This is a genomic window from Kitasatospora sp. NPDC127111 (genome assembly GCF_042677465.1).
In the GTDB taxonomy this organism is placed as follows: domain Bacteria; phylum Actinomycetota; class Actinomycetes; order Streptomycetales; family Streptomycetaceae; genus Kitasatospora.
The window spans coordinates 116,780-141,838 of sequence record NZ_JBHXTG010000008.1 but is presented as its reverse complement, the minus strand read 5'-3'; the positions used below and the strand labels follow the sequence as shown (position 1 = coordinate 141,838).

23 protein-coding genes and 3 pseudogenes are annotated in these 25,059 nt (G+C 72.6%); 10 read left to right on the top strand and 16 right to left on the bottom strand.

Annotation, left to right across the window (positions count from 1 at the left end; translation table 11 throughout):
- Nucleotides 1-46 precede the first annotated feature (46 nt).
- Nucleotides 47-478, bottom strand: coding sequence for a GNAT family N-acetyltransferase (locus tag ACFVHB_RS07980; protein ID WP_380316817.1), 432 nt, complete (start codon nt 476-478; stop codon nt 47-49).
- A 96-nt stretch (nt 479-574) separates the two neighbouring features.
- Between ACFVHB_RS07980 and ACFVHB_RS07975 the strand changes: the two genes are divergently transcribed.
- Nucleotides 575-1,342, top strand: a complete 768-nt coding sequence (locus ACFVHB_RS07975; protein ID WP_380316813.1) for a CDP-alcohol phosphatidyltransferase family protein — start codon at nt 575-577, stop codon at nt 1,340-1,342.
- 70 nt (nt 1,343-1,412) lie between these two features.
- Here the strand turns inward: ACFVHB_RS07975 and ACFVHB_RS07970 are convergent, their stop codons facing one another.
- Nucleotides 1,413-1,970: a hypothetical protein gene (locus tag ACFVHB_RS07970; protein WP_380316810.1), complete on the bottom strand. Its 558-nt coding sequence runs from the start codon at nt 1,968-1,970 to the stop codon at nt 1,413-1,415.
- Nucleotides 1,971-2,154: 184 nt separating this feature from the next.
- Between ACFVHB_RS07970 and ACFVHB_RS07965 the strand changes: the two are divergent.
- Together ACFVHB_RS07965 and ACFVHB_RS07960 are read left to right on the top strand one after the other, a co-directional pair.
- Nucleotides 2,155-2,934: pseudogene (locus tag ACFVHB_RS07965) on the top strand (serine/threonine-protein kinase); the annotation flags it as partial.
- A gap of 117 nt (nt 2,935-3,051) precedes the next feature.
- A pseudogene (locus ACFVHB_RS07960) lies at nt 3,052-3,150 on the top strand (cellulose-binding protein); the annotation flags it as partial.
- 594 nt (nt 3,151-3,744) lie between these two features.
- Here ACFVHB_RS07960 and ACFVHB_RS07955 read toward each other — a convergent pair.
- Both ACFVHB_RS07955 and ACFVHB_RS07950 read right to left on the bottom strand, forming a co-directional pair.
- Entirely contained in the window at nt 3,745-3,867 is a 123-nt protein-coding gene (locus tag ACFVHB_RS07955; protein ID WP_380316807.1) for a hypothetical protein, read from the bottom strand.
- Nucleotides 3,864-4,232 carry an ATP-binding protein gene (locus ACFVHB_RS07950; protein WP_380316805.1) on the bottom strand — a complete coding sequence of 123 codons (369 nt, stop codon included), beginning with the start codon at nt 4,230-4,232 and terminating at the stop codon, nt 3,864-3,866. The genes ACFVHB_RS07955 and ACFVHB_RS07950 overlap by 4 nt, the downstream gene beginning before the upstream one ends.
- A 241-nt stretch (nt 4,233-4,473) precedes the next feature.
- On the opposite strand from ACFVHB_RS07950, the gene ACFVHB_RS07945 reads away from it, so the two are divergent.
- The 3 genes from ACFVHB_RS07945 to ACFVHB_RS07935 all read left to right on the top strand — a co-directional run bounded on the left by ACFVHB_RS07945 (nt 4,474) and on the right by ACFVHB_RS07935 (nt 5,790).
- A complete protein-coding gene (locus ACFVHB_RS07945; protein ID WP_380316802.1) occupies nt 4,474-5,331 on the top strand; it encodes a helix-turn-helix domain-containing protein in 858 nt (285 codons plus the stop codon).
- An 11-nt stretch (nt 5,332-5,342) separates the two neighbouring features.
- The gene (locus tag ACFVHB_RS07940) at nt 5,343-5,528 is read left to right on the top strand and encodes a DUF397 domain-containing protein (RefSeq protein WP_380316799.1); all 186 of its coding nucleotides are present in this window, start codon (nt 5,343-5,345) and stop codon (nt 5,526-5,528) included.
- A gap of 76 nt (nt 5,529-5,604) precedes the next feature.
- A complete protein-coding gene (locus ACFVHB_RS07935; protein WP_380316796.1) occupies nt 5,605-5,790 on the top strand; it encodes a DUF397 domain-containing protein in 186 nt (61 codons plus the stop codon).
- A gap of 67 nt (nt 5,791-5,857) precedes the next feature.
- Here the strand turns inward: ACFVHB_RS07935 and ACFVHB_RS07930 are convergent, their stop codons facing one another.
- Nucleotides 5,858-7,354: an MFS transporter gene (locus ACFVHB_RS07930; protein WP_380316793.1), complete on the bottom strand. Its 1,497-nt coding sequence runs from the start codon at nt 7,352-7,354 to the stop codon at nt 5,858-5,860.
- Nucleotides 7,355-7,517: 163 nt separating this feature from the next.
- Between ACFVHB_RS07930 and ACFVHB_RS07925 the strand changes: the two genes are divergently transcribed.
- Complete coding sequence (locus ACFVHB_RS07925) at nt 7,518-8,249, top strand: TetR/AcrR family transcriptional regulator (protein ID WP_380316790.1); 732 nt, start codon at nt 7,518-7,520, stop codon at nt 8,247-8,249.
- A 362-nt stretch (nt 8,250-8,611) separates the two neighbouring features.
- Here the strand turns inward: ACFVHB_RS07925 and ACFVHB_RS07920 are convergent.
- The 7 genes and pseudogenes from ACFVHB_RS07920 to ACFVHB_RS07890 form a co-directional block, all read right to left on the bottom strand.
- Nucleotides 8,612-9,100, bottom strand: a pseudogene (locus tag ACFVHB_RS07920) (hypothetical protein); the annotation flags it as partial.
- Nucleotides 9,101-9,250: 150 nt separating this feature from the next.
- Entirely contained in the window at nt 9,251-10,270 is a 1,020-nt protein-coding gene (locus ACFVHB_RS07915; RefSeq protein WP_380316918.1) for an adenosine deaminase, read from the bottom strand.
- Between the two features lie 187 nt (nt 10,271-10,457).
- On the bottom strand, nt 10,458-11,753 hold the full coding sequence (locus ACFVHB_RS07910; RefSeq protein ID WP_380316788.1) for a DUF445 domain-containing protein: 1,296 nt from the start codon (nt 11,751-11,753) through the stop codon (nt 10,458-10,460).
- A 79-nt stretch (nt 11,754-11,832) separates the two neighbouring features.
- Complete coding sequence (locus ACFVHB_RS07905) at nt 11,833-13,044, bottom strand: glycosyltransferase family 2 protein (RefSeq protein WP_380316785.1); 1,212 nt, start codon at nt 13,042-13,044, stop codon at nt 11,833-11,835.
- Between the two features lie 194 nt (nt 13,045-13,238).
- Nucleotides 13,239-14,198 (bottom strand): ATP-binding cassette domain-containing protein, encoded by a 960-nt coding sequence (locus ACFVHB_RS07900; protein WP_380316782.1) that lies wholly within the window; start codon nt 14,196-14,198, stop codon nt 13,239-13,241.
- Nucleotides 14,199-14,228: 30 nt separating this feature from the next.
- Nucleotides 14,229-14,993, bottom strand: coding sequence for an ABC transporter permease (locus tag ACFVHB_RS07895; protein WP_380316915.1), 765 nt, complete (start codon nt 14,991-14,993; stop codon nt 14,229-14,231).
- A gap of 70 nt (nt 14,994-15,063) precedes the next feature.
- Nucleotides 15,064-15,948 carry an ABC transporter permease gene (locus ACFVHB_RS07890; RefSeq protein WP_380316779.1) on the bottom strand — a complete coding sequence of 295 codons (885 nt, stop codon included), beginning with the start codon at nt 15,946-15,948 and terminating at the stop codon, nt 15,064-15,066.
- A gap of 227 nt (nt 15,949-16,175) precedes the next feature.
- Between ACFVHB_RS07890 and ACFVHB_RS07885 the strand changes: the two genes are divergently transcribed.
- Entirely contained in the window at nt 16,176-18,518 is a 2,343-nt protein-coding gene (locus ACFVHB_RS07885) for a transglycosylase domain-containing protein (protein WP_380316776.1), read from the top strand.
- Nucleotides 18,519-18,545: 27 nt separating this feature from the next.
- On the opposite strand, the gene ACFVHB_RS07880 is transcribed toward ACFVHB_RS07885, so the two are convergent.
- The 3 genes from ACFVHB_RS07880 to ACFVHB_RS07870 all read right to left on the bottom strand — a co-directional run bounded on the left by ACFVHB_RS07880 (nt 18,546) and on the right by ACFVHB_RS07870 (nt 20,768).
- Complete coding sequence (locus ACFVHB_RS07880) at nt 18,546-19,721, bottom strand: winged helix DNA-binding domain-containing protein (RefSeq protein WP_380316773.1); 1,176 nt, start codon at nt 19,719-19,721, stop codon at nt 18,546-18,548.
- A 136-nt stretch (nt 19,722-19,857) separates the two neighbouring features.
- Entirely contained in the window at nt 19,858-20,160 is a 303-nt protein-coding gene (locus ACFVHB_RS07875) for a GroES family chaperonin (protein WP_375934398.1), read from the bottom strand.
- Nucleotides 20,161-20,426: 266 nt separating this feature from the next.
- Nucleotides 20,427-20,768 carry a DUF3618 domain-containing protein gene (locus ACFVHB_RS07870; protein ID WP_380316770.1) on the bottom strand — a complete coding sequence of 114 codons (342 nt, stop codon included), beginning with the start codon at nt 20,766-20,768 and terminating at the stop codon, nt 20,427-20,429.
- A gap of 145 nt (nt 20,769-20,913) precedes the next feature.
- Here ACFVHB_RS07870 and bcp point away from each other — a divergent pair, with 145 nt between their 5' ends.
- Complete coding sequence (gene bcp, locus ACFVHB_RS07865; protein ID WP_380316767.1) at nt 20,914-21,390, top strand: thioredoxin-dependent thiol peroxidase; 477 nt, start codon at nt 20,914-20,916, stop codon at nt 21,388-21,390.
- Nucleotides 21,391-21,574: 184 nt separating this feature from the next.
- Entirely contained in the window at nt 21,575-22,285 is a 711-nt protein-coding gene (locus tag ACFVHB_RS07860; RefSeq protein ID WP_380316764.1) for a hypothetical protein, read from the top strand.
- 85 nt (nt 22,286-22,370) lie between these two features.
- Here the strand turns inward: ACFVHB_RS07860 and ACFVHB_RS07855 are convergent, their stop codons facing one another.
- Nucleotides 22,371-24,845: a chitinase C-terminal domain-containing protein gene (locus ACFVHB_RS07855; RefSeq protein ID WP_380316761.1), complete on the bottom strand. Its 2,475-nt coding sequence runs from the start codon at nt 24,843-24,845 to the stop codon at nt 22,371-22,373.
- Between the last annotated feature and the right edge of the window lie 214 nt (nt 24,846-25,059).

The following is a 25,059-nucleotide window of genomic DNA, read 5'->3' as shown; positions in this document are numbered from 1 at the left end:
CCGGGCGGCTCGGCGTCCACGGGCGGTCCGGCCCAGCGCGGTCAGGCTACCGGCGGTCCGGCCCAGCGCGGTCGAAGTCCCACGCGTACACGGCCTGGGCGGGCTCCGGGTCGCCTCCCGCACTGCGGTAGGTGGCCCGCGCGGCCGTGTTCTCCTCCTCGGTGACCGTCCACAGGGCGTGGCAGCCGCGCTCGCGGGCCAGGTCCGCGAGCGCGGTCGTCAGCGCCCGGCCGAGGCCACGGCCGCGGAACGGCTCGGCCACGCCCAGCTCGTACAGGAACAGCTCGGTCCCCTTGTCCGGGTGCGTCATCTCGACGCCGGTGACCATCCCCGCCGGCACGCCGTCGACGTAGCCGATCAGCAGGTGGTGCCGGTCGTCGGCCAGGAAACGGGCGGTGGCGTCCGGCCGGGGCGGGCTGTCGAAGAGGTCCCCGGCGGCCATGACCTCCGCAGCCCGGGTGACGCGGCGAATCTCCATGCCCGAATCCAAGACCCGGCCCGGAGGGTGGTCAAGGCAGGTCGTAGCCTGTGCTGATCGTTTCGGAGTCCGGCAGGACGGGTGGAGGGATTCGTGATGGTCGCTGCTCCGGCGTTGGCCGAGTTGCGGGAGGTCTGCCAGCCGCAGGCCAAGCTGCGGAGCCGCAACGGCGAGCACTGGGCGGGCCGCTTGTACATGCGCCGGATCTCGCTGCGGACGACCCGGCAGCTGGTCCGCACGTCCGTCGCGCCGAACACCCTGACCTGGGTGATGGTGGTGTGCGGCGTGGGCGCCGGGGCGGCACTGCTGATCCCGGGGCTGACGGGCGCCGCGCTCGCCGCCGTCCTGTTCCAGGGCTTCCTGCTGTTCGACTGCGTCGACGGCGAGGTGGCCCGGTGGAAGCGGCAGTTCAGCACGGCCGGCGTCTACGTGGACCGGCTCGGCGCGTACCTGGCCGACGCGGCGCTGATGATCGGGGCGGGGGTGCGGGCCGCCCGGGGCGGGTCCGAGCTGTGGGTGTCGCTCGGGCTGGCGACGGCGCTGGGCGTGGTGCTGCTGAAGGCGTCGACCGACCTGGTGGACGTCGCCCGGGCCCGCAGCGGGCTGGCGCCGGCCGACGAGGAGTCGACCCAGCCGCGCTCGCAGGGCATCGCCACAGCGCGCCGGCTGGCTTCGGTGTTCAAGATCCACCGGGTGACCAACGGCATCGAGGCGTCGCTGGTGCTGCTCGCCACGGCGGTGGCGGACGCGGCGGTCGGCACCATCGCCCCGACCCGCTACGCCCTCGCGGCGATCGCGGTGATCACCTGGGGCATGGTCGTCGCGCACCTCGCGTCGATCCTGTCCTCGTCGCGGCTGCGCTGAGCCCGGCCCGTCCGTCGCCCCCTGACCGCTGCCCCCGGAAGCGTGCTTCCGGGGGCAGCGGCGTTCCGGGTCAGACCTTCTTGAAGCACATCGTGTAGTCGACGCCCTTGCTGCGCGAGACCTTGATCCCGTAGTCGTACGCGGAGCCGCAGCTCTTGTCCGGGCCGTACAGCCGGTCGGCCATCTTGTACTGGGCCTCGGCGGACTTGCAGTCGACGATGGTCGGCACCGGCGAGCCCTGCGGGTCCTGGATCTTCACGCAGTCGCCGATGTTCGGCTCGTGCGTCAGCCTCTCCCTGGCCTCCGCGGCCTGCGAGGCGTTGGCCTTGGCCTTGCCGCCGTTGGGGTCGGTGTTGTACTTCCACACGTACCAGCCGACGCCGCCGAACACCGCCAGGACGACGACGATCGAGATGACCGACTGCAGCGGGCTCCTGCGCCGCGCCGGCCGCTGGGGCGACTGCGGCGACTGAGGCGCCGACGGCTGCTGGCCGTACGGGGGTTGGGCGGTGTACTGCGGATGCGGCTGCGCGTACGGCGGCTGCTGGCCGTACGGCGGCGGGGGCGGCGGCGCGTAGCCGTACGGCTGCTGCGGCGGGTGGTTCTGGTAGGGCGGCGGTGCGGACATGGTGCTGGCTGGTCCCCGTGGTCGAGTGCTTGAACGGTTGTCAACGGGCCGTTGACCGGTGCAGGTTACCCGCCCGGCAGCCGCCGGTCCCGCCACCCCTGCTCGCAGCGAGACCGCCTCCCCCCTCACCCGCGGGCGGTAAGTTGTGCACGGCGAGGCGCCGTTGGCGGGCGAGGGGGCGGGAATGCGGGCGGGCGATGTCCTGGACGACCGGTACGAGCTGATCGAGACGATCGGCGAAGGTGCGTTCGGGGTGGTCTGGAAGGCCCGCGACGCCCGGATCAAGCGCCACGTGGCCGTGAAGGTCATGCAGCAGGGCGGGAACACGGCCAAGGACGTCGCCCGCTTCGTCCGGGAGGTCGCCACGGCCGGGGCGCTCAACCATGCGCACATCGTCACCGTGCACGACTTCGGCGAGCACCGGAGCGCCGGCCGTCCGGTCTTCTACCTGGTCATGGAGCTGCTCGACGGCGTCCAGCTGAACGCGCGCCTGGCCGACGGGGTCCCGCCGCTGGCCCGTTCGCTCACCTGGGCCGCGCAGATCGCCGACGCGCTCGCCGTGGCGCACGGCGCCGGCGTCGTCCACCGGGACATCAAGCCCGCCAACGTGATGGTCCTGGCCTCCGGCTCGGTGAAGGTGGTGGACTTCGGCATCGCCCGGACCGAGACCGCCGACGACGGCGTGACCAGCACCCACGCCATCATCGGCACCCCGGCCTACATGGCGCCGGAGCGGTTCGAGGGCAAGGGGCTCGACGCCCGCTCGGACCTCTACGCGTTCGGCTGCCTGCTCTACGAGCTGTGCACGGGCCAACCCCCTTTCCGCGGTGGCGTCTTCGAGTTGATGCGACTGCACGGCACGGTCGATCCGGTGCCGCCGAGCACGCTCCGGTCCGGGATCCCGGCCGAGGTCGACCGGCTCGTCCTGGATCTGCTGGCGAAGGATCCGGCGCAGCGGCCGTCCGGGGCCGACCAGGTCGCGGGTCGGCTGCGCGCCGCCACCTGGTCACTGGAGAACCCGCCGCCCGCGTACACCCCGACGGTGCGCGACACGTCCGTCAGTGACGACGCGTACGTGCGGAGCCGGCGGGAGGAGGCGGACGCGCTGTTCGAGGAGACCCGCGCCAAGGCGGCGCAGGCGGCGGCCGAGTTCGAGCTGAACCTCGCCAAGCGGCGCGAGCAGACCGAGCGCGAGATCGCCGCCCTGCGGCTGCGGGCGGAGGAGGACGTGCGGACGGCCCTGCGGGAGGCAGAGGAGGCCAAGGCCCAGGCCGACCGGGACGCCCAGAGCAAGCGCGACGAAGCGGACGCCCTGTTCGAGGAGACCCGCGCCATGGCGGCCCAGGCGGCTGCGGAGTTCGAGAGCATGCTCACCCTGCGGCGTGAGCAGTCCGAGCGTGACCTGGCGGCCCGGCGAGCCAAGGCCGAGAAGCGGCTGGCCGAGATCGAGAGCCGGTCCGAGCAGCTGCGTCTGGAGGCCGAGAAGCTGCGCACGGACGCCGAGCGCCGGGCCCGGGTGACCGTCGAGACGGCCTGGCGGCAGGCCGAGGACATCGTGGCCGACGCCAACGCCAAGGCCGACCGGGTCCGCAGCGAATCCGAACGCGAACTCGCGGCGCTGACCAATCGCCGTGACAGCCTGACCGCCCAGCTGACCAACGTCCGCGAGATGCTGGCGACGCTGACCGGCGGGACCATCGCCGATACCTCGGGGATCCCGCCGCAGCAGCAGCGGTAGGGAGAGGCCGCCGGGAGACGGTCAGGAGACCTTCGGCTACTCGCCGGCTTCCTGGTCGGGTAGTTGGAGGGACTCGGTCCGGGCCTGGCAGACGCCGCCGACGACGGCGGACAGCAGGATGAGGATCAGGAGGCCGAGCACGGCGCGGGAGGCGTTCACGCGGCGGCGTCCAGCTCGAACCAGACGGTCTTGCCGCGCTTCTGCGGTTCGGCGCCCCAGCGGTGGGTGAGGCCGGCGATCAGCTGGAGGCCGCGCCCGGACTCGGCGAGCGCACAGGGGTCGCGCTGCTCGGGGAAGTCGGAGCTGTCGTCGCAGACGGAGACGCGGAGCGTGCCGTCGAGGATGAGGAAGAGGACGACGGGGGAGGTCGTCCGGCCGTGCCGCCAGGCGTTGACGATCAGTTCGGCGAGCGCGAGTTCGGCGTCCGCGATGGCCTCGGGGTGCCAGCCGCTGCGGGCCATGGCGTCCCGGAGGGCCTCGCGGGCGATGGTGAGGGAGGGGGAGTTGAGGTTGCGGTTACACACGGGGATTCTCCCTGCGGTGTAGGTGGGGTGCGCCGGAGCGGATGTCGCCGTGAGCAAGTCCTGGTGGGGGCTCTTCGGCGCCCGGGCAGGCGGTACCAACTGCCCGTTGGTAAAGCATTACTGACATGCCGTCCGGTGAGCGTTGCATCACCGACTGTAGGGCATGCGGCGGTACACGTGCCAGCCCGTTGAGAACATGTTCTGCTTGAAGGTCGCTGGACTCGCGATACCGTCGCGTTAGATGCTTTGGTGCATGCCACCTACCCCAAGCGCACGAAGGCAGCGGGTCGGCATCGAGCTACGAAAGATGCGCGATGCCGCAGGTAAGACCACCATCGAGGCTGCTGCCGTCCTCGGGCTTGACCGCACGAAGATCACGCTCATCGAGCAGGGCCTGTATGCGGTAACGCCCGAGAGAGTGGTCGCGCTCGCCTCCGAATACGAGGAAGGCGACTCCGCGTACGTCGACGCCCTGGCGACTATGGCGGGAGACAGAACCAAGGGGTGGTGGGAGGAGCACCGGGGCCTCGTATCCGCCGGGCTACTCGACATCTCCGAGGTCGAGCACTACTCGCACGGCATTTCGACGTACCAGATCTGCCATGCTCCCGGCCTGATGCAGACCGAGGATACGGCTCGGGAGATATTCCGCGAGGTCTATCCACCGCTCAGGCCTCTGAACATCGAAGCTCGGGTAGAGAACCGCATGCGGCGAGCGCAACTCCTCACCCGGAGCGAACCGATCGAGTATGAGGCGATCGTGCACGAGGCCGCACTGCGAATGATGTTCGGTGGGCCGACCGTGGTTCGGGCACAGCTCCAGCACCTGCTCATGTTGTCCGACCTGCCCAATGTGACACTCCGCGTCCTGGAGTTCCGGGCTGGGGGATTCAAAGGGGCAGGGCAAGCGGTTATGTATGCCCGAGGTCCCGTCACACGCCTGGACACCGTACAGCTCGACTCCGTCGGGACGCCCACCTTCCTGACCGAGGCGAACCAGCTCGAGAACTACCGAAACATCATCGGGGCTATGAGGGACCGGGCCCTCGGCCCAAGCGAGTCGCGCGATCTCGTCTCCGCCATCATGAAGACCCTTTGAGAGGAACAGCAATGGAAGAACTCAACTGGCGCAGGCCCGACGCTTGCGGAGACGGGAACAATTGCCCCGAGGTGGCCATCACCGCCGACGCCGTCTACATCCGGAGCAGCCTCCAGCCTGCGGCCGTCGCCGAGTTGACCACTACCGAATGGCGCGACCTCCTCGCCGGGATCCGCAACGGCGAGTTCGACGCCTGAGACCAGCGAACCCTGGGTAGCCCCACATCATCGAGCCGAGCAACCTCATCAGGTTCGCCAGAAAGGTGATCCGCACATGGAAGCGCTTGAGTGGGAACGCCCGAAGGCCTGCGCGGACGGCGCGAGCTGCCCCGAGGTGGCCGTCTCCGCCGACACCGTCTATCTCCGCAGCAGCCTCCAGCCCGACGCCGTCGCCCAGTTGACCACTGCCGAGTGGCGCGACCTCCTCTCCGCCATCCGCAACGGCGAGTTCGACGTCTGACCGCGCCACCACGCCCGAAGGCCGGCGCCCCTTCCCGGGGGGTGCCGGCCTTCATCGTCGGTCTTCCTCATGCGGCGAGCTGGGGCTCCTCCTCCACTACCTCCGCCGCCTTCTTCTTGTCCCGCATCACCACGGCCGCCAGCAGGGCCGCCGCCACGACACCCACCGCGCTCACCGTGACGGTCGTCCCCATCGCCGAGGTGAACGCCTCCCGGGCCGCGTGGACCAGGCCCTCATCACCCTTCGCCTCCGCCAGCGCACCGACGATCGACTGCTTGGCCTGCTCGGACGCCCCCGCCGGCATCTCGTCCGCGTACCCGCTCGCCAGCAGCGAGCCGAGGATCGCGATGCCCAGCGCCGTACCCGCCTGCTGGATGGTGTCGTTGAGCGCCGAGCCGACGCCCGCCTTCTCCGCCGGGATCTCCCCCATCAGCGCGCCGACCGCGGCCGGCATCGCGAAGCCCGCCCCCAGGCCCAGCAGGCCGAGCGCCACCGCCGGGACGGCGAACCCGGTCTCCGCGTCCACCGTGCTGAGCAGCGCGAACGCCCCCGCCATCAGCGCCATCCCGACCAGCACCAGCGGCCGGTTGCCGATCTTCGCGGTCAGCCCGGCGCCGGCGCCGTTGCCGATCAGCGCGGCCACCGCCAGCGGCACGAAGGCCAGGCCCGCCTTGATCGGCGAGTAGTCGAGCACGAACTGCAGGTACTGGGTCAGGACCAGCAGCAGGCCGCCGTTGCCGATCTGGACCAGGGTCAGCGAGAGCGAGCCGCCGCTGAAGTTGCGCTTCTTGAACAGGGCCAGCGGGACCATCGGCTCGTCCGTCACGTTCTCCCAGATCACGAACCCGCCGAGGGCCACCACCGCGACCGCGAGGCTGATCAGCGAGCCGCCCTCGAAGGCGCCGTGCTTCGGAATCTCGATGATCCACCAGATCAGCGAGGTCATTCCGACCACCGACAGCACCGCGCCCAGCGGGTCCGGCTTCTGCCACTGGCCCTTGGACTCCGGCATCAGGACGAGCGCGGCGACGATCGCCAGCACCGCGACCGGCACGTTGAGGTAGAAGATCGAGTGCCAGGAGAAGTGGTCGATCAGGACACCGCCGAGCACCGGGCTGCCGACCAGGCCGAGCATCGACACCGAGCCCCAGGCCGCCATCGCCTTTCCGCGCTCGTCCTCGTCGAAGACGACGATCAGGATCGACAGCGTGGAGGGCATGATCAGCGCGCCGCCGATGCCCATCGCGACCCGGGAGGCGACGACCTCGCCGGGGTTGGTGCAGTAGGTCGCGGCCAGTGACGCCGCCCCGAAGAGCAACAAGCCGATGATCATGATCTTCCGGCGGCCGAACCGGTCACCCAGACTGCCCGAGGTCAGCAGCAGCCCGGCGAACACCAGGATGTAGGAGTCGAGGATCCACTGCGTGTCCTGGGCGGTCGCCTTGAGATCCGCCGTCATCGACGGAACCGCCACGGTCAACGCCATGCTGTCGATCACCAGGACCATCGAGCTGAGGCACAGCACGATCAGGATCCACCAGCGACGTGGGTTGCGGGCTTCCATGAGTCTTTCCCCTCCGAGTTTCGGCGTGCGAACGATGCTCCGTCGATGCGAACACTGTACGCATCGCGGAACGCCGTACGCAAGTCTCGCGTTGTGTACGCTTGATGCGCACGATGTACGCACCCAATTCCAGTGATCTCAGTCAGCGACCGAGGGAGTTCCGATGGCCACCAAGGCGAACCCGATCCCGTCCGTCTGGGCCCGCCGGCAGCGCGAACCCGAGCAGCCCGCGCTCAGCCGCGAGGCGATCGTCCGCGAGGCGATCGCCATGCTCGACGCGGACGGCGTCGAGGCGCTCTCCATGCGCAAGCTCGGCGCCCGCCTCAACGCCGGCGCGACCTCCCTCTACCGGCACGTGGCCACCAAGGACGAGCTGATGGAGCTCGCCGTGGACGAGGTCTTCGGCGAGATCGTCCTGCCGCCCGCCGACAGCACCGACTGGCGTTCCGCCACCACCCGGGCCGCGCAGTCCTTCCGCACCACCACGCTGAACCACCCGTGGCTGGCCTCGGTCCTCGGCACGGCGGGCCTCGCCTACCTCGGCCCCAACCTGATGGCCTTCTCCGAGCGGCTCGCCGTCCTGTTCACCTCCTTCGGCTTCCCCGAGCCGAGCCGGGCGATCGACACCGTGCTGACCTACGCGATCGGCATGAGCACCACCGAGGCGGCGTGGCTCACCACGGTCGCCCGCTCCGGGGAGACCGAGGCCGCCTTCATCGCCCGCCTGATGCCCGCCGCCCAGGAGGCCGCCGCCGGCCACGCGGTGCTGGCCGACTCCTACGCCGTGGCGGCCGCCACGACCGCGGCCAACGACCCCGTCCAGATCCGCGACGCCAAGTTCTTCTACGGCCTGGAGGTCGTCCTCGACGGCCTCGCGCTGCGGCTGCCCCACTGACAGGCCCGCGAGGAGGCGGAGCCAGCCGGGCCACGTGCCGCTCATCGGGTGGCCCGCCCGAGCGGGCCGGCGCGCGGCTCGTCCGGCCCGGGCACGTGCACGGTCAGCGACTCGGCCCGGACGGCGGCGTTGTCCAGGACGTCCAGCACGGCCTTGACCGTGACGACCTTGTTGTCGCCGGGCACGGAGAGGGCGAGCGCCTCCTCATCGGGCGTGGCGTAGGTGAAGAGACCCGCGGCCGCGGCGAGTTCGGCCGGGCCGGCGAAGTGCAGTCGCAGGTGGGCGCCGGGGACGCCCCCTCCCCCGCCGGGGTGCGGCGGGGGGCGGTCGGGCCGGGTGGACGACTCCTGCCCGGCGGCCGGCCCGGTCGACCCGGTCCGCCCGGCGGGGTGGAAGGACGCGCCCGGCTCCAGGGCGCCGGCCACCGCCCGGACCAGCCAGGCGTTGGCCGAGAGCCCCTCCCGCCCGGCGGCCTCCTCCACCCTGGTCTTGAGGTGGGCGGGGAGGCGGAAGTTGATCCGGGCGGTGCCACCCTCGTCGAGGTCCGACACCACGCCCGGCACCGATGGCGCCACGACTGGCACCATCGGGTCGCGGAGAAGCCCCGACGCCGGCACCGTCACCACGAACTCCGGATCCAGCCCGCGGAGCCGGACGTCCACCGAGGCCGGCGCGAGCTCCCGGGCGACCTCGCCCATGGCGGCCGAGAGCGCGTCGAGCAGGGTGAGCCGGGCGGCCGAATCCAGCGGCCGGGTCAGCCGCTCGGCCAGCGCGCGGGCTTCGTCCCCGCCCGCGCCCGCCGCCACCGCGAGCTCGTGCCGGAGGTTGTCGACATACGGCGTGAGGTCCATGCCGCACAGCATGGCACACACAGTGGTGCCATGTGAAGCCATTTTGGCACCACACCCGCCCAAACGATGGCACCGGGAACGGCACCGCCCCCGCCGGTCGAACCGGCGGGGGCGGTCACCGGCGCTCGGCCGGCGGACGGAGGGCGCAGGTCAGCCGCGGTTCCACGCGGCCAGGTAGGCGTCGATCTCGCCGACGATCCGGGCCTTGCCGGCCGTGTCCAGGAAGGACGCCTCGACGGCGTTGCGCGCCAGCGCGGCGACGCCCGTCTCGTCCAGGTCGAGCAGCCGGGCCGCCACCGCGTACTCGGTGTTGAGGTCGGTGCCGAACATCGGCGGGTCGTCGCTGTTGACGGTGACCAGCAGGCCGGCGTCCACCATCTGCCGGATCGGGTGCTCCTCGATCCGCTCGACCGCCCGGGTGGCGATGTTCGAGGTCGGGCAGACCTCCAGGGCGATCCGGTGCTCGCCGAGGTGGTCCAGCAGGGCCGGGTCCTTCACCGCCTGGGTGCCGTGGCCGATCCGCTCGGCGCCGAGCACCCGCAGGGCGTCCCAGACCGTCTCCGGGCCGGTGGTCTCACCGGCGTGCGGAACGCTGCGCAGGCCGACCGCGCGCGCCCGGTCGAAGTACGGCTTGAACTGCGGGCGCGGCACGCCGATCTCCGGACCGCCGAGGCCGAAGCTGACCAGGCCCTCGGGGGCGAGGTCGACGGCGAGCCGGGCGGTCTCCTCGGCGGCGGCCAGGCCGGCCTCGCCGGGGATGTCGAAGCACCAGCGGAGCACGACGCCGAGCTCCTTCTCGGCCCGCACCCGGGCGTCCTCGATCGCCTCCATGAAGGCGACGTCGGGGATGCCCCGGCTGACCGAGGAGTACGGGGTGACGGTCAGCTCGGCGTAGCGGATGTTCTGCCGGGCCATGTCCTCGGCGACGCCGTAGGTCAGGGCGCGGACGTCCTCGGCGTCGCGGATCAGGTCGACGACGCTGAGGTAGACCTCGATGAAGTGGGCGAAGTCGGTGAAGGTGAAGTACTCGGCGAGGGCCGCCGGGTCGACCGGCACCTTCGACTGGCCGCGGTGGCGGGCGGCCAGTTCGGCGACCACGCGCGGCGAGGCCGATCCGACGTGGTGGACGTGCAGCTCCGCCTTGGGCATCCCGGCGATGAACGCCTCGATGCCGCGGCCGGCGGCCTGGCTGCTGGGGTTTCCGATCCGACTTCCGTCCGGCTGGACCACGGTGGTGCCCTTCTTCGCTGTCTTCGTCTTCGTCTTCGTCCGCGCGTCTACGTCCGCGCGTCTTCGCCGCGGGCGTCGCGTTTCTACGCGCGTATCGAGCGGTTCCCGCCAGGATAAGCACACCCGGCTAGCCTCCGAGCGCGACCGCCACGGTGTGGATCAGCAAGCCGGCCATGGCGCCGACCACGGTGCCGTTGATCCGGATGAACTGGAGGTCGCGGCCCACGTTGGCCTCGATCTTGCGGGAGGCGTCGTCGGCGTCCCAGCCGGCCACCGTCTCGGAGATCAGCGAGGTGATCTCCGTCCGGTAGGTGTCGACCAGGTACTGGGCGGCGTCCTGGAGCCAGCCGTCCACCTTGGCCTGCAGCTTCCGGTCGCTGGCCAGGCGCGATCCGAAGTCGCGCACGCCCTCGCGGATGCGCCGGCGCAGCTCGCTGTCCTCGTCCTCGGCGGCGTTCAGCACCAGGGTGCGGACGGCGGCCCAGGTGGAGGCGATCAGGTCCTGCACCTCGGGCCGGGCGAGCAGGTCGACCTTGGCCCGCTCGACCCGGGCGATGGTCTCGGGGTCGGTCTGCAGCTCGGTGGCGAAGTCGGCGAGGAAGTTGTCGACGGCGCCGCGGGCCGGGTGGTCGGGGTTGTCGCGGATGTCGGTGACGAACCGCATCAGCTCCTTGTAGACCCGCTCGCCGACCTGGTGGTCGATGAACTTGGGCGTCCAGCCGGGGGTCTTCTGGCTGACCTTCTGGACCACCTCCCGGTGGTTCTCGGCCAGCCAGTCGTGCGCCCGGACGGCGACCAGGTCGACCACGCCGTGGTGACCGCCGTCGGCGACCACCTTGCCGAGCATCCGGCCCATCGGTTCGGCCACCGAGGTGGCGGCGGCCCGCCGGGTCACCGCCTCGCCGACGACGGCCTGCACGTCGTCGTCGCGCAGCACGGCGAGCACCCCGCGCAGCGCGGCCGAGGCCTCCTTGGTGACCCGCTCGGCGCTGCCGGGGGCGCTCAGCCACTCGCCGAGCCGGCGGGCGATGCCGAGCGCGGCGAGCCGGCCCCGCACCACGTGGCCGGCGAGGAAGTTCTCGCCGACGAACTCGCCGAGCGACCGGCCGAAGACGTCCTTCTTGGTCGGGATGATCGCGGTGTGCGGGATCGGCAGGCCGAACGGGCGCCGGAACAGCGCGGTCACCGCGAACCAGTCGGCGAGCGCGCCGACCATGCCCGCCTCGGCGGCGGCCGCCACATAGCCCGCCCAGGCGCCGGCGCCGGCCGCCTCCGCCCAGGTGGCCAGGGCGAAGACCAGGGTCGCGAAGGCCAGCAGGCCGGTCGCGATGGTCTTCATCCGGCGGACGCCGCGTCGCTTCTCCTCGTCGGCCGCGGTGAACCGGAATCCGGGGCCGGTCCCGCTGAAGGCTTCGTCGCTCACTCCGCCAGTCTGCCCGCTGCCCGGCGCGAGCGGACGGCGCGCCCCGCAAACACGCGCCGTCGGACCGTCCCGAGCGCGCCTACCGGCGTGCGCCCGCCGCGCGCAGCGCCCCGACCAACGGGGACAGCCGGCGGCGTGCCGGGGCGGGCACCGCGCCGCGCCAGAGCCGGCGGGCGAGCGCGGGCGGCCCGGCCGCCGGGGGCGCGGCAGCCTCGGTGAGCAGGAACAGTCCGTCGGCGAGTCCGAGCCCGGGGTCCCGGAAGGCCGGGTAGCCGGCGTAGCGGCGGCGGCCCTCCACAAGCACCGGCGGGTCGCCGTGCGCGGCCTCGTAGCGGATCAGGTCGCGCAGCGCGTCCGCCCGCCCGGTGGCGGCGAGTTCGAGCCGCAGCCGGTCGGGCACCGGCAGCCGGTCGTACACCTCGCGCGCGCCGAACCGCTCGACCAGGCCGGCCACCCCGGCGCAGAGCTCGTCCTGCCGGCCGGCGGGGTGGCGCGGGAAGTCGCGCCGGAGCAGCGAGGACACCTCCCGGCCGAAGTACCGGGCCCGGATGGCGTCCAGCTCGGCGCCCTCGGCGGCCAGTTCGGCGGCCACCGACAGCGCCGCGGCGGCGCCGCGCAGCCGCTCCCGGACGCCGGCCCGCCGGGTGGCGCCGGCGCCGTCCTCGCGCAGCACCAGGTGGTGGTCGCGGTCGGCGAGGACGGAGATCCGGCGTGCGTGCAGCCAGGCGGCCAGCGTGAACGGCTGGTCCGCGCAGGCCTTCAGTTCCTCGTCCCGCACCAGCCCGTGCCGTCCGATCAGGTCGAGGCGGAACAGTTCGGTGCCGGTGAGCGCCTCGGCCAGCGCGGTGTCCGCGAAGCCGACCGAGGCGGCCGACGCGCCGAGGCCGACCGGCGGCACCGGCCGCCCGTGCACGCCGATCCGCGTGGGGAGGAGGACGTCGGACCCCCAGTCGTCGGCCGCGGTGACCATCCGGGCGAGCGCGTCGGCGCCCAGCCAGTCGCGGGCGCCGGGGAAGAGCACGTACCGGCCGCGGGCGAGGGCCAGGCCCCGGTTGGCCGCGGCGGCCGGGCCGCCGGAGTCGGGCTGGTGCAGGACGGTGAACAGCCCCGGGTGCCGGGCCGCGTAGCCGTCGAGGACGGTGCCCCCGCCGTCGGTCGAGCCGTCGTCGACCGCGATCACCTCCATGCGGGCCGGCCCGATGGTCTGCCGGACGAGCGAGTCCAGGCAGGCGATCAGGTAGGGCATGGCGTTGTGGACCGCGATCACCACGGTCACCTCGGGTGCGGTCATCGGGCGCTGCCCCTCCGGTACGCGGTCCGCCGGGCGTGTGCCGGGCGGGGCGGAGCCCGCCGGGCGACGCAGGGTCAACTCGGCGGGACTCCACGGAGTCACGCCCGCCACCGGCGCGTCCTGCGGACAGGGGCGCGCACAGCCGCCGCGCGCCCGTGCGCGCCCCCCTCCGCGGTGGTCCTGCCCCGGTGCGGTCAGCCGATCGCGACCTCCGCGTACATCCGCGCGATCACGTCCTCGATCGCGGGCTCGCGCACCGAGAGGTCGACCATCGGGTACCGGTCGGCGACGGCGGCGACGATCGGGGCGGCGCTCTGCTGGGCCGGGAAGGCCAGCCACTGCCGCGGGCCCTCGACCTTCACCACCCGCGCGCCGGCCACCTCGATCGGCGGCCGGGCCTCGGCGAGGTCGACCACCAGGGTCCGCTCGCTGTCGCCGGCCGCGTGCAGCCCGTCCAGCCCGCCGTCGTAGACGACCCGGCCGTGGTCGATCACCATGACCCGGTCGCAGAGCTGCTCGATGTCGGTGAGGTCGTGGGTGGTGAGCAGCACGGTGGTGCCCTGCTCGCGGTTGACCTCGCGCAGGAAGTCGCGCACCTTGCCCTTGCTGACCACGTCCAGCCCGATGGTGGGCTCGTCCAGGTAGAGCACCTGCGGGTCGTGCAGCAGGGCCGCCGCGAGGTCCCCGCGCATCCGCTGGCCGAGCGAGAGCTGCCGCACCGGCGTGTCCAGCAGGCCGCCGAGGTCGAGCAGTTCGACGCAGCGTCGGAGGTTGTCCCGATATCGCCGGTCGGGGATGCGGTAGAGCCGGCGGGCGAGTTCGTAGGAGTCGCGCAGCGGGAGGTCCCACCAGAGGGTGGTGCGCTGTCCGAAGACGACGCCGATCCGGCGGGCGAGCGCGACGCGTTCCCGGGCCGGGTCGACGCCGGCGACGCGCAGCCGGCCGCCGGTGGGCACCAGGATGCCGGTGAGCATCTTGATGGTGGTGGACTTGCCCGCGCCGTTCGGGCCGATGTAGCCGACGCATTCGCCGGCGGCGACCGTGAAGGTCAGGCCGTCGACCGCGCGCACCTCGCGCTTCTCGCGCTTGAACCGGCCGGCCTTGGCGCGGACGGTGAAGGTGCGGCGGACGTCGTCGAGTTCGATCAGTGCCATGGGGGTTTCCGTTTCCTGGGTGGTGGGGGGTCAGCTGCCGGTGCCGCGGTAGGCCCGCAGCCCGGCGCGCCAGGCGAGGCCGGCCGCGGCGCAGCAGAGCGCGGCGGCGACGGGCGAGGCGTACTGGAAGGCGGCGGGCAGGCCCAGCGGGTCGGGCCGGCCGAGGATGCGCAGGGCGGGCAGCCAGTTGACGAAGGCCAGCGGGACGCCGAAGACGACGCCGGCCACGAGTTCCTTGGCGAAGACGGTCGGCGGGTACTGCAGCAGGGTGGCGCCGCCGTAGGTGAGCGCGTTCTGCAGCTCACCGGCCTCGCCCCACCAGAACTGCACGGTGGCGCCGCCGATGAAGGCGGCCGAGAAGATGACGACGCCGCAGACCAGCAGGACGGGCACCAGCAGCACCCGGTCGGCGGTCCAGTGCACGTCGACGGCGGTGAGCGACCAGGCCAGGACGGCGGCGCCCTGCACGGGCCGTCCGAGCCGGCGCAGGGTGAAGCGCTCGGCGCAGAGCTGGGCCAGCGCCGGGGCGGGCCGGATCAGCATGGTGTCCAGGCTTCCGGTGCGGATCCGTTCGCCGAGCGCGTCGGCCGTGCCGACCAGCAGGTTGGCGGTGCCCAGCGCGAACGCCGAGGTGCCGTACAGGAAGCCGAGTTCCGGCAGGGTCCAGCCGCCGAGGGCCCGGGTGTGCTGGAACATCAGCAGGATGACGACGAAGTCGAGGAAGGTGATGACGGTGCTGGCCAGGGCCATCATCGCGAAGGAGAGCCGGTAGGACATGGTGGACCGGTTCCACATCGCGGCCACCAGCCACCACGAGCGGACCGCCCACCACGTCCGCGCGGGCGGCGCTGCGGTGCGGAGGGTGTCAGCCACCCTGGACCACCACCTTGCGGGTCGCCAGCAGCTGGACGCCGCGCCCGGCGGCGAGCAGCAGGACGGCCCAGAGCGCCTGGAGGCCGAGGGCGCCGAGCAGCCCCGCGCCGGCGTGCCGCTCCAGCAGCACGTCCGTGGGGATCTGGATCAGCGCGGCCCAGGGCAGCGCCGGGGCGATCTCGCCGAGCCACCCGGGGAAGAGGCCGAGCGGCAGCAGCATCCCGGAGAAGAACATCGACACCACCACCGTGACCGAGCGGATCCCGTCGGCGTCCTGCAGCCAGAAGGCGGTGAGCGAGACCAGGAAGCGCAGCCCGAAGCTGACCACCACGGCGAGCAGGGCGGAGAGCAGGAAGGCCGCCCAGACGGACGGGTCGTGCGGCAGCCGGGTGTCGAAGGCGAGGCTGCCGGCCACGAGCGGCAGCGCGCCGCGGGAGAGCAGCTGGAAGGCGGCCCGGCCGACGTCGGTGGCCAGCCACCAGCCCTGGAAGTCGACCGGCCGGTAGAGGTCGACCGCGATGTCGCCCTTGCGGAACCGCTCCTGGAGGTCGTCCTGGAAGCCGCCGCCGAAGACCGCGACGGCGACCAGCAGGGCCTGGCTGATCCAGATGTAGGTGACGGCCTGCGCGGTGTCGTAGCCGCCGAGGCCGGGCCTGGCCTGCCAGAGGGCGAGGAAGGTGTAGGCGAGGATGAAGCCGAAGACGGTGTTGGTGAAGACGCCGGCCAGGGTGGCGGCCCGGTAGGTGGAGTAGCGGCGGAACGCGCCGCGGGCGACGGCGAGGTAGAGGCGGGCGGTGCCGGCGGGATCCGGCCGGGCGGTGCCGCCGGGATCCGGAGGGGGCCCGAGCCGCGGCTCGGCCGGGACGACGTTCGGCATATTGTCTCCTTGTCGACAAATACGAGCAGACGGGTACGCACAGCGACGCGCGCGCACGCCGGACCGGCTCCGACCGTCCCCACCCCGGGGGTACCGGGCCGGGCGGGCGGAGCTGCTCAACTGAGTGCGCTATATGGTTTGCACCTTCCACCGTACCGCCGACGATCAGCCGCCGCACCCGGTTTCCCCAACACCTGATCGCGGATCAAATAGCACATAATCGCGGCATGACCGTGAGCGCAGACCACCGCACCCGACGCCAGGCCAAGCGGGCCGCCCGTCGCGAAGCGCGCCGCGCCAAGTCGTTCTGGCGCCGGCTCCTGCCCACCTGGCGGGTCACCCTCGGCGCGCTCACCGCCGTCCTGCTCGCGGCCGTCGGCTCCTTCGCCGTGCTCTACCTCATCGTCCCCGTCCCCGACCCCAACGCCCACGCCGTCGCCCAGAACAACATCTACCTCTACGCCGACGGCACCACCGAGATCGCCCGCACCGGCGCCGTCAACCGCACCGACGTCACGATCACCCAGATCCCCCTCGACACCCAGCACGCCGTCGTCTCCGCCGAGGACCGCACCTTCTACCAGAACCGCGGCATCGACCTGAAGGGCATGGTCCGGGCCGGCTGGAACACCCTCCTCGGCAAGGGCATGCAGGGCGGCTCCACCATCACCCAGCAGTACGTCAAGAACTACTACCTCACCCAGGACCAGACCATCGAGCGCAAGGGCCGCGAACTCTTCATCGCCCTCAAGGTCGACCAGCAGCGCAGCAAGGACGAGATCCTCTCCGGCTACCTCAACAGCAGCTACTTCGGCCGCGGCGCCTACGGCATCCAGAGCGCCGCCCACGCCTACTACGGCGTCGACGTCTCCCAGCTCACCCTCCCCCAGGGCGCCTACCTCGCCGCCCTCCTCCAGGCCCCCAGCCTCTACGACGTCAAGACCGCCACCCCCGCCAACCGCGAGAAGGCCGTCGCCCGCTGGAACTACGCCCTCGACGGCATGGTCCAGCTCGGCTTCCTCACCGCCGTCGACCGCGCCGCCACCACCTTCCCCGACCCGATCGACCCCCAGCCCGCCACCGGCCTCGGCGGCCAGGCCGGCTACCTCGTCGGCGTCGCCGACGACTACCTCGTCTCCTCCGGCATCATCGACACCGCCACCCTCAAGGCCGGCGGCTGGCGGATCACCACCACCTTCGACAGGGACAAGCAGGACGCCTTCACCCGCGCCGTCCAGCAGGAACTCACCGAGGAACTCGACCCCGCCAAACGCCCCGCCACCGACACCGACGTCCGCGTCGCCGGCGCCTCCGTCGAACCCGCCACCGGCCGCGTCGTCGCCGTCTACGGCGGCCCCGACTACGCCAAGCAGCCCTACAACGACGCCCTCCGCCAGGACAACCAGATCGGCTCCACCTTCAAGCCCTTCGACCTCGCCGCCGGCCTCAACTCCGGCCGCAGCAGCGGCGACGGCCGCCCCATCACCACCGAGACCCGCTACGACGGCACCAGCGAACGCCCCGTCACCGGCGGCCCCACCCCGTACGCGCCGCCCAACGAGGACGACACCGACTACGGCAACATCACCCTGCGCTACGCCATGACCAAGTCCGTCAACTCGGTGTACGCCCAGGAGGGCGTCGACGCCGGACTCGCCCACGTCCGGGAGACCGCCGTCCGGCTCGGCATCCCCGACAACGTCCGCGGCATGGACCCGGCCAACACCTCGATGACCCTGGGCACCGCCACCCCGAGCGCGCTCAACCTGGCCGGCGCCTACGCCGCCCTCGCCAACCACGGCCAGGCGTTCACCCCGTGGTCCGTCGCCAAGCTCGAACGCGTCCACAGCGGCGGCGCCATCGACGTCCCCAAGATGCCCGACCACGTCCCCACCACCGCGCTCGACCGCGGCACCGCCGACGCCGTCACCGACGTCCTGCGCGACGTCGTCAGCCCCCGCGGCACCGGCGCCGCCGCCCTCGAACTCGGCCGCCCCGCCGCCGGCAAGACCGGCACCACCGACTCCAACCTGTCCGCCTGGTTCGCCGGCTACACCCCCGAACTCACCACCACCGTCGGCCTGTTCCGGGAGAACCCGAAGACCCACGCCAAGGAACCGCTCTCCGGCACCGCCGGCTACACCCGGATCAACGGCGGCGCCTTCCCCACCCAGATCTGGACCGCCTACATGGCCGACGTCCTGGACGGCACCGACGTCCACCACTTCGACCTCCAGCCCAGCCGCGGCAACACCCAGCCGAGCACCCCCACCACCACCGCCCCCGCCTCACCCACCACCACCCCGCCGGCCACCAGCGCCCCCGGCGCCCCCACCACCGCCCCGAGCACCCCCGCCCCCGTCACCCCCGCACCGCAGCAGACCACCCCGAGCAGCCGCCCCACCGAGACCCTGCCGCCCGCCCCCACCCCGCAGGCCCCCCAGCCGACCCCCACCCCCGAACCACCGGCCACCCCGACCAGCCGGCCCACCTCAGCCCGGCCCACCGCACCCGCCAGCGCGACCGCCCCGCCACCCGTCGGCGACCAGGCCACCCCACCCGCCCGCTGAGCGGCCCCGGACAACCGACCGGCCGGCTCAGGCGACCAACCCCCGCTCCAACGGCGTCCGGAACCGCGGCGTCACCCGCACCTCCCCCAGCCAGCCCGACAACCGCGCCGCCTCCACCGCGACCGCCGCCTCCGCCTGCGCACCGACGTCCGCGAACAACCGCCACACCACCTCGCCGTCCGCACGCTGCGCCCAACCGCCCACCACCCGGCCGCACCACCACACCGTCGGCCCGGCGTTGCCCGCCCGGTCGAACAGCGCCGGAACGTCCTCCGGCCGCAGGTACCAGTCCCGCCCGCGCCAGCCCATCACCGTCGGATCCAGCCCCGGCAGCAACGCCGCCCACGGCTCCGGCTCCGCCACCGGCCCCTCGTCCCCCGGCAGCACCAGGCCCGCCACCCCGCCGGCCAGCGCCACCTCCACCGCGCCCACGTCGGCCAGCGCCCTGCGGGTGTCCCCCAGCGTCCAGCCCGTCCACCACTTCACGTCCTCGACCGTCGCCGGCCCGTACGCCGCCAGCCAGCGCCGCACCACCTCCGCCTTGGCCTCGCGCACCGGCACGTCCGGCCACTGCGGCACCGGCGCCCACGGATAGCCGCTGCTCAGCCACGACCCGCGCGGCCGGCACCGGCGGACGTGCCCGTCCGAGGCCAGCAACCGCAACAACCGGCTGCCCACGCTCTGCTTCGCCGCGTACGGCTTGCCCGCCGACATCACCATCGTCTCCCGCAGCGCCGGGACGTCCTCGCCGAGCTCGCTCGTCGTCGCCTCGCCGCGCCGCTCCAACGCCGCCAGCACCGCCCGCTCCGTCTCGGCGAGCCGCGGCTCGTCCCACCCCTCGGCGAGCTCGCGCAGGTGCTTCAGCAGCGTCGCCCGCTCCTTGACCGCGATCGCCCGCGCGGTGGACGCGCTCACGTACGGCGCGAACCCCTCCGTCACGGCGAAGAGCGTCCGCCGCATCGACAGCAGCTTCACCAGCGAGACGTCCTCGTACAGCGCCCGCTCGACCTCCGCCGCCGACGGCACCGCCAGCCGCGCGCACGCCGACAGGTAGACCGTCGCGGGATCGGAGGCGTGCAGCCCGACCACCGCGTCCGCCACCTGCTCGACGCGCTCCACCCGGGCCGACGGCGCCAGCAGGTGCCGCCGGCCGACCCGGGCCCGGCGCTGTTCGTCACTGACCGAAGGCACACGGCTGCTCATGCCGGGACCATAGCCCCCGCCACCGACAATCCCCCGCGGCCGACGATCCACCGCGCCTGGCCGTCGCGCGCTCGGCCGGTCGCGCGCTCGGCCGACCGGCCGGAACCGGCCGACCACCGTCCGCCCCGGCCGGCGGTCAGAGGTACAGCCCGGTCGAGCCCTCCGTGTCGCCGAAGCGCATCGCCGCGACGGCGTGCAGGTCGCGCTCGCGCAGCAGCACGTAGGTGGCGCCGCGGACCTCGACCTCCAGCTTGTCCTCCGGGTCGTACAGCACGCGGTCGCCGGGCTCCACCGAGCGGACGCTCTGGCCCACCGCGACGGCCTCCGCCCAGGCGCAGCGCTTGGACAGCTCGGCGGTCGCCGGGATGAGGATGCCGCCGGTCGAGCGGCGCTCGCCCTCGCCGCCCTCGGTCTTCACCAGCACGCGGTCGTGCAGCATCTTGATCGGCAGCTTCTCGCCCAGCCGGTCGTGGCGCGGCGAGTCGTGCTCGGTCGAGAAGGCCTGCGGGGTCGGTTCGTCGTTCGTACTCACGACCCCGAAGGTACCGCCCCCGGGCCCGCGGCGTGACGCTGGCCCGGCACCCGACCGGCCCGGGGGCGGGCAGCAGGACCGCCCGGGCAGGCGAAAGGGCCGCGCACGCGAAAGGCCGGGCACGCGAAAGGCCGGGCACCCACCGGCGCCCGGCCCCGCCGCGACCCGGCCGCTCAGTCCTTGCGGCGCTTGCGGCTCGACGCGACCAGCAGCACCAGGCCGACGCCGACCAGCGCCACCGGGACGATCCGCTCCTTGCGCGGCTGCCCCTTGTCGTCCACGAACTGCGCCTTGGCCCTCTCCACCAGCCCGCTGGCCGCCACGTACGCCCGGCCGGCCCGCTCCTCCACGGCGGCCACGGCCTTCGCCTTGACCTGGGCGGAGACGGTGCTCGGGTGGACGCGCATGGCGAGCTCGTCCAGGGTCGCCGCCAGCTGGGTGCGGGTCCGGGCGATGTCCGCCTCGATCTGGGCGGTCGTCCGCGCCGACTGGTCCTTCGTCCTCGCCTCGCCCACTCGGGCCACCCCAATTCACAGATGTTGTCCTGTTGCGACTGACCCAGTTTGTCAGTTGCCAGGAGCGGCCGCGCGGCCCCACCCACCATCGGAGGTAAGTTGGCCGTGGTACGACCACCCCGCCCACGCACCAGGAGAGTCCCCCGTGACTGAGCGCCTCCAGCCCGGCGACACCGCGCCCGCCTTCACCCTGTCCGACGCGGACGGCAACCAGGTCTCGCTGGCCGACCACCGCGGCCGAAAGGTGATCGTCTACTTCTACCCCGCCGCGCTCACCCCGGGCTGCACCAAGCAGGCCTGCGACTTCACGGACAACCTGGAGGTCTTCGCCGGCGCCGGCTACGACGTCATCGGCATCTCCCCGGACAAGCCGGAGAAGCTCGGCAAGTTCCGCGAGGCCGAGGACCTCAAGGTCACCCTGCTCTCCGACCCGGACCACGCCGTGCTGGAGGCCTACGCCGCGTACGGCGAGAAGCAGAACTACGGCCGCACGTACCAGGGCGTGATCCGCTCCACCGTGATCGTGGACGAGCAGGGCAAGGTCGAGCGCGCCCTCTACAACGTCAAGGCCACCGGTCACGTCGCCAAGCTGCTGCGCGACCTCAAGGTCGAGACGGCCTGACCCGCGCCTCCGGGGTCCGTCCCCGAAGTCCCGCTCCCGGGGCACGGCGGCGTCACATCGTCACCGCCGTGTCCCGGTGCTGTCCCCGCTCCGCGAACTCCCCGGCGGGAGGCCGTCCCGGCCCCTAGCGTCTCTGCCACCGGGTCCAGCGAGCCCGGTCCTTCCTTCACCGCAGGAGAGAGCCGTGCAGAGCGCCAGACCCGGAACCACCGCCCGCCTCGCCGTCGTCGGGGCGGTCGCCGCCGCCCTCGCGCTGACCGCCTGCGGCCCCGAGAACTCCGACCCCGCCGCGCCGCCGGCCGCCACCCAGCCTGCCGCGCAGCCCACGGCCACGGCCACGGCCACGGCGCAGCCCACCGGCACGGCGCAGCCGAGCGGCGCCGCGCAGCCCACCGCCACCGGGAAGCCCACCTCCGCCGCCCCGGCCGGCAAGCGCCAGGTGACCGAGGCGAAGACCGCCGGCGGGCTCGCCCGGACCACCGGCCAGGACGCCGTCTCCGACGTGCCCGTCGACCCGGGCGAGATGCGCGACACCATGCACCTGGTGGTCGCGAACTACGACCGCCCCGGCCAGACCTCCGGCCGCCGGATCCTGCTGGTCGCCGTCGACAACGTCCCCGAGGACCCGGCCAAGCGCCGCGAGCACCTCTGGCGCGGCCTGATCGACTACGCCCTGCAGCACGGCTCCACCGGCACCCCGACCACCGCCAAGCCGTACGCCGCCGGCCCGCTCGGCGGCTCGCTGGAGTGCCTGCAGCTGCCGGAGGCCCCCACCACCGACGTCGTCTGCGGCTGGTCCGACGCCTCCACCGCGGGCGTGGCGCTCTTCCCGAAGAGCACCCCCGCCGAGGCCGCCGCGCTGTTCGCCGCGATGCGCGCGGACGTCGAGAAGTAGCCCGCGCGGAAGCGCAGCGGTGACGGCGCACCCCCCGACCGGGTGCACCGCCACCGCCGTCCGTCACCTCGGCGGACCGCCGTCGTCAGCAGGTCCCGAGGTCGCTCCAGACGCCCCACGCGCCGCTCGCGGTGGGGTCTTCGCCCTTGGTCCACCACTTGTTCTGGTAGTAGTGGCCCTTCCACGACACCTTGGTGGTGGTCGCGTAGGTGGTGCCCGCGTCCCAGCTCGGCGCGCCCGCGCAGCCGGCCGGGGTGGTCGGCGGAGTCGTGGGCGGCGTGGTCGGCGGGGTGGTCGGCGGAGTCGTGGGGGGCGTGGTCGGCGGGGTGGTCGGCGGGGTGGTCGGCGGAGTCGTGGGCGGGGTGGTCGGCGGGGCCGTGCCGCCGTCCACCGAGCCGCGGCTCAGGTCGCCCTTCAGGCCGTACAGCGTGCCGCCGACGTTGACCGTCCAGTTCGACGGCGTCGACACCGGCAGGTAGTAGACGAAGTCCATGTCGATCGACGCGCCCGGCGCCAGCGACTGCCAGCCCGGCAGCTTCACCGACACCCGGTTGTAGGTGCCCTTGAGGCCGCCCACGTTGCCCGGACCGGGGTTGTCCTGCTTGATGACGGTCAGCCCGAAGCCGGACTGGTCCTTGGCGTTGCCCGGCGCCGAGTTGCTGTAGTCGAACTGGAACTCCGTGCCGCCCGGCAGGGTCACCGTCGAGTTGTTGACGATGTGGATCTTCGGGTTGATCGGGTAGTTCGAGTCGCCCAGCGCGAAGTTGGTGAACGACACGTCGATCGGCAGGGTCTGCTGCGGCAGCGCCGTCGTCGAGCGGACCGCACCGTACGGCGAGGCCGCCTTGAACTTGTCGTACATCAGCGAGGTCAGCGTCGAACCCGGCACGTACTGGCCCTTGCCGCCGTTGGCGGCCGCGTCCCACCTGTAGTCGCCCGCGAGCTCCCAGATCATCGCGCCGCCGGCGCCCTGGTTGACGATGTAGTCCGCCTTGGCGCCCACCGACTGCTCGTCCTCGGTGGAGAGGAAGACCTTCTTGGTGTCGTTCCACAGCCACGGCGCCACCAGGGCGGAGCTGTAGTTGCGGGCGTAGGTGCCCTGCAGCGCGGTGTCGGTCACGCCGTACTTGGCGAGGTAGTCGGGCACGATGCCCTTCTCCAGGTTCTTCGCGTGCCACATCGGGTTCGAACCGGCCGGGGACTCCTTGCCCGCGTCGTCCTTGTCGTTCCAGATGTTGTCGATGCCGACCGCGCCGTCACCGCACGCCGTCAGCCCGGAGCCCACCGGGCAGGTCGTCGCCGACGCGGTGCCCCAGAGGCCGTCGGTGCCGCCGGTCACGTTCTTGAACCCGCGGGTGTAGTACGGCAGGCCGACGTTGATCCGGCCGCCCGGCATCGCCCCGCGGAAGTAGTGGTACGACCAGTCCGCGTTCAGGTAGCCGATCCCGCCGTACTGGCCGGTGCCGTACACGTTGGCCGCCGCCAGCTCGCCGTCCTTGCCGTCGTCGAACAGCGAGGCGTTCGGGCCGACGTACTTGTTCCAGGCGCCGTGCAGGTCGTACGACATGATGTTGACGTAGTCCAGGTACTGCGCCACCTGGAACGTCTCCATGCCGCGCAGCAGGTAGCCGGACGACGGGGCCGCGACCGAGAGCAGGTAGTGCCTGCCGTCGGCGGCGCCGGCCCGGTCCAGCTTCTCGCGCAGCGTCTTCATCAGCGCCGCGTAACCCTTCGCCAGCGAAGCGCGCTTGGAGTTGGCCAGCTGCCAGTCCAGCGGGTTGCCCGCGTCCTTCATCGAGGTCGGGTACTCGTAGTCGATGTCGACGCCGTTGAAGCCGTACTTCTTGACGAAGTCGACCGCCGAGGCGGCGAAGGTGTCGATGCCCGCCTGGTTGACGCTGCCGTCCGGGTTGACGGTCATCGCGTAGAAGCCGCCGGAGTTGACGCGCTTGCCGTCGTCGCCGAAGTACCCGCCGGTCTCGGTCCAACCGCCCACCGAGATCATGGTCTTGACGTTCGGGTACTGCTTCTTGAACTTCGTCAGCAGGTTGAAGTGCCCCTTGTAGGGCAGCGACGGGTCCAGCTCGGCGCCGGGCACGCCCGGGAAGGAGATCCCGGTGGCCTCGTTCTTGTCGCCGTCGGTGCCGACGGAGATCTTGTTGTCGCCGCCGACGTGCCCGAACGCGTAGTTCAGGTGGGTGACCTTGTCCCAGGGGACGTCGCTCACCAGGTACGGCTGGGTGCCGTCCTTGCCGGTGCGCCAGCCGGTGAAGTAGCCGATGATGCGGCGCTGGTGGTCCGCGCCCATCTTCTCGCGGCCCGCGGTGTCGTAGACGCTGCAGTACGGGACGTCCACCCCGGGCGTCTGGTACATCCCGTCCGGGCGACAGGCCGCGTTGTCGACGGCCGCGGACGCCTGCGAGGGCGCCGCGCCCAGCGTCGCCACCAGCAGGCCGGCCAGGCCGGCGGCCGCCAGCGAGGCCAGCCCCGCCCGGGCGGCCGGGCTCTTGGAGTGACGGGCGGCGGTGGGACGCCGCTCCGCCGTGGATCGGATCAACACTCGGTCCTCCGGGAGAGAGTGTCGGCGCGTGCCTGTGGGGAGCACGCACGTGGGGGAAGCAGATTGGCGCCGAAGCTATGTGGTCTGAACCACATAGGTCAATAGGTCTGTACCAATCGGCCATCAATTCCCCACGCCCGACCCGGCCATCACAGTACTCCGCGCACCCGTGACCTATCCGCCCCACGGTCGTTCGCATCCACGGGGGACGGGC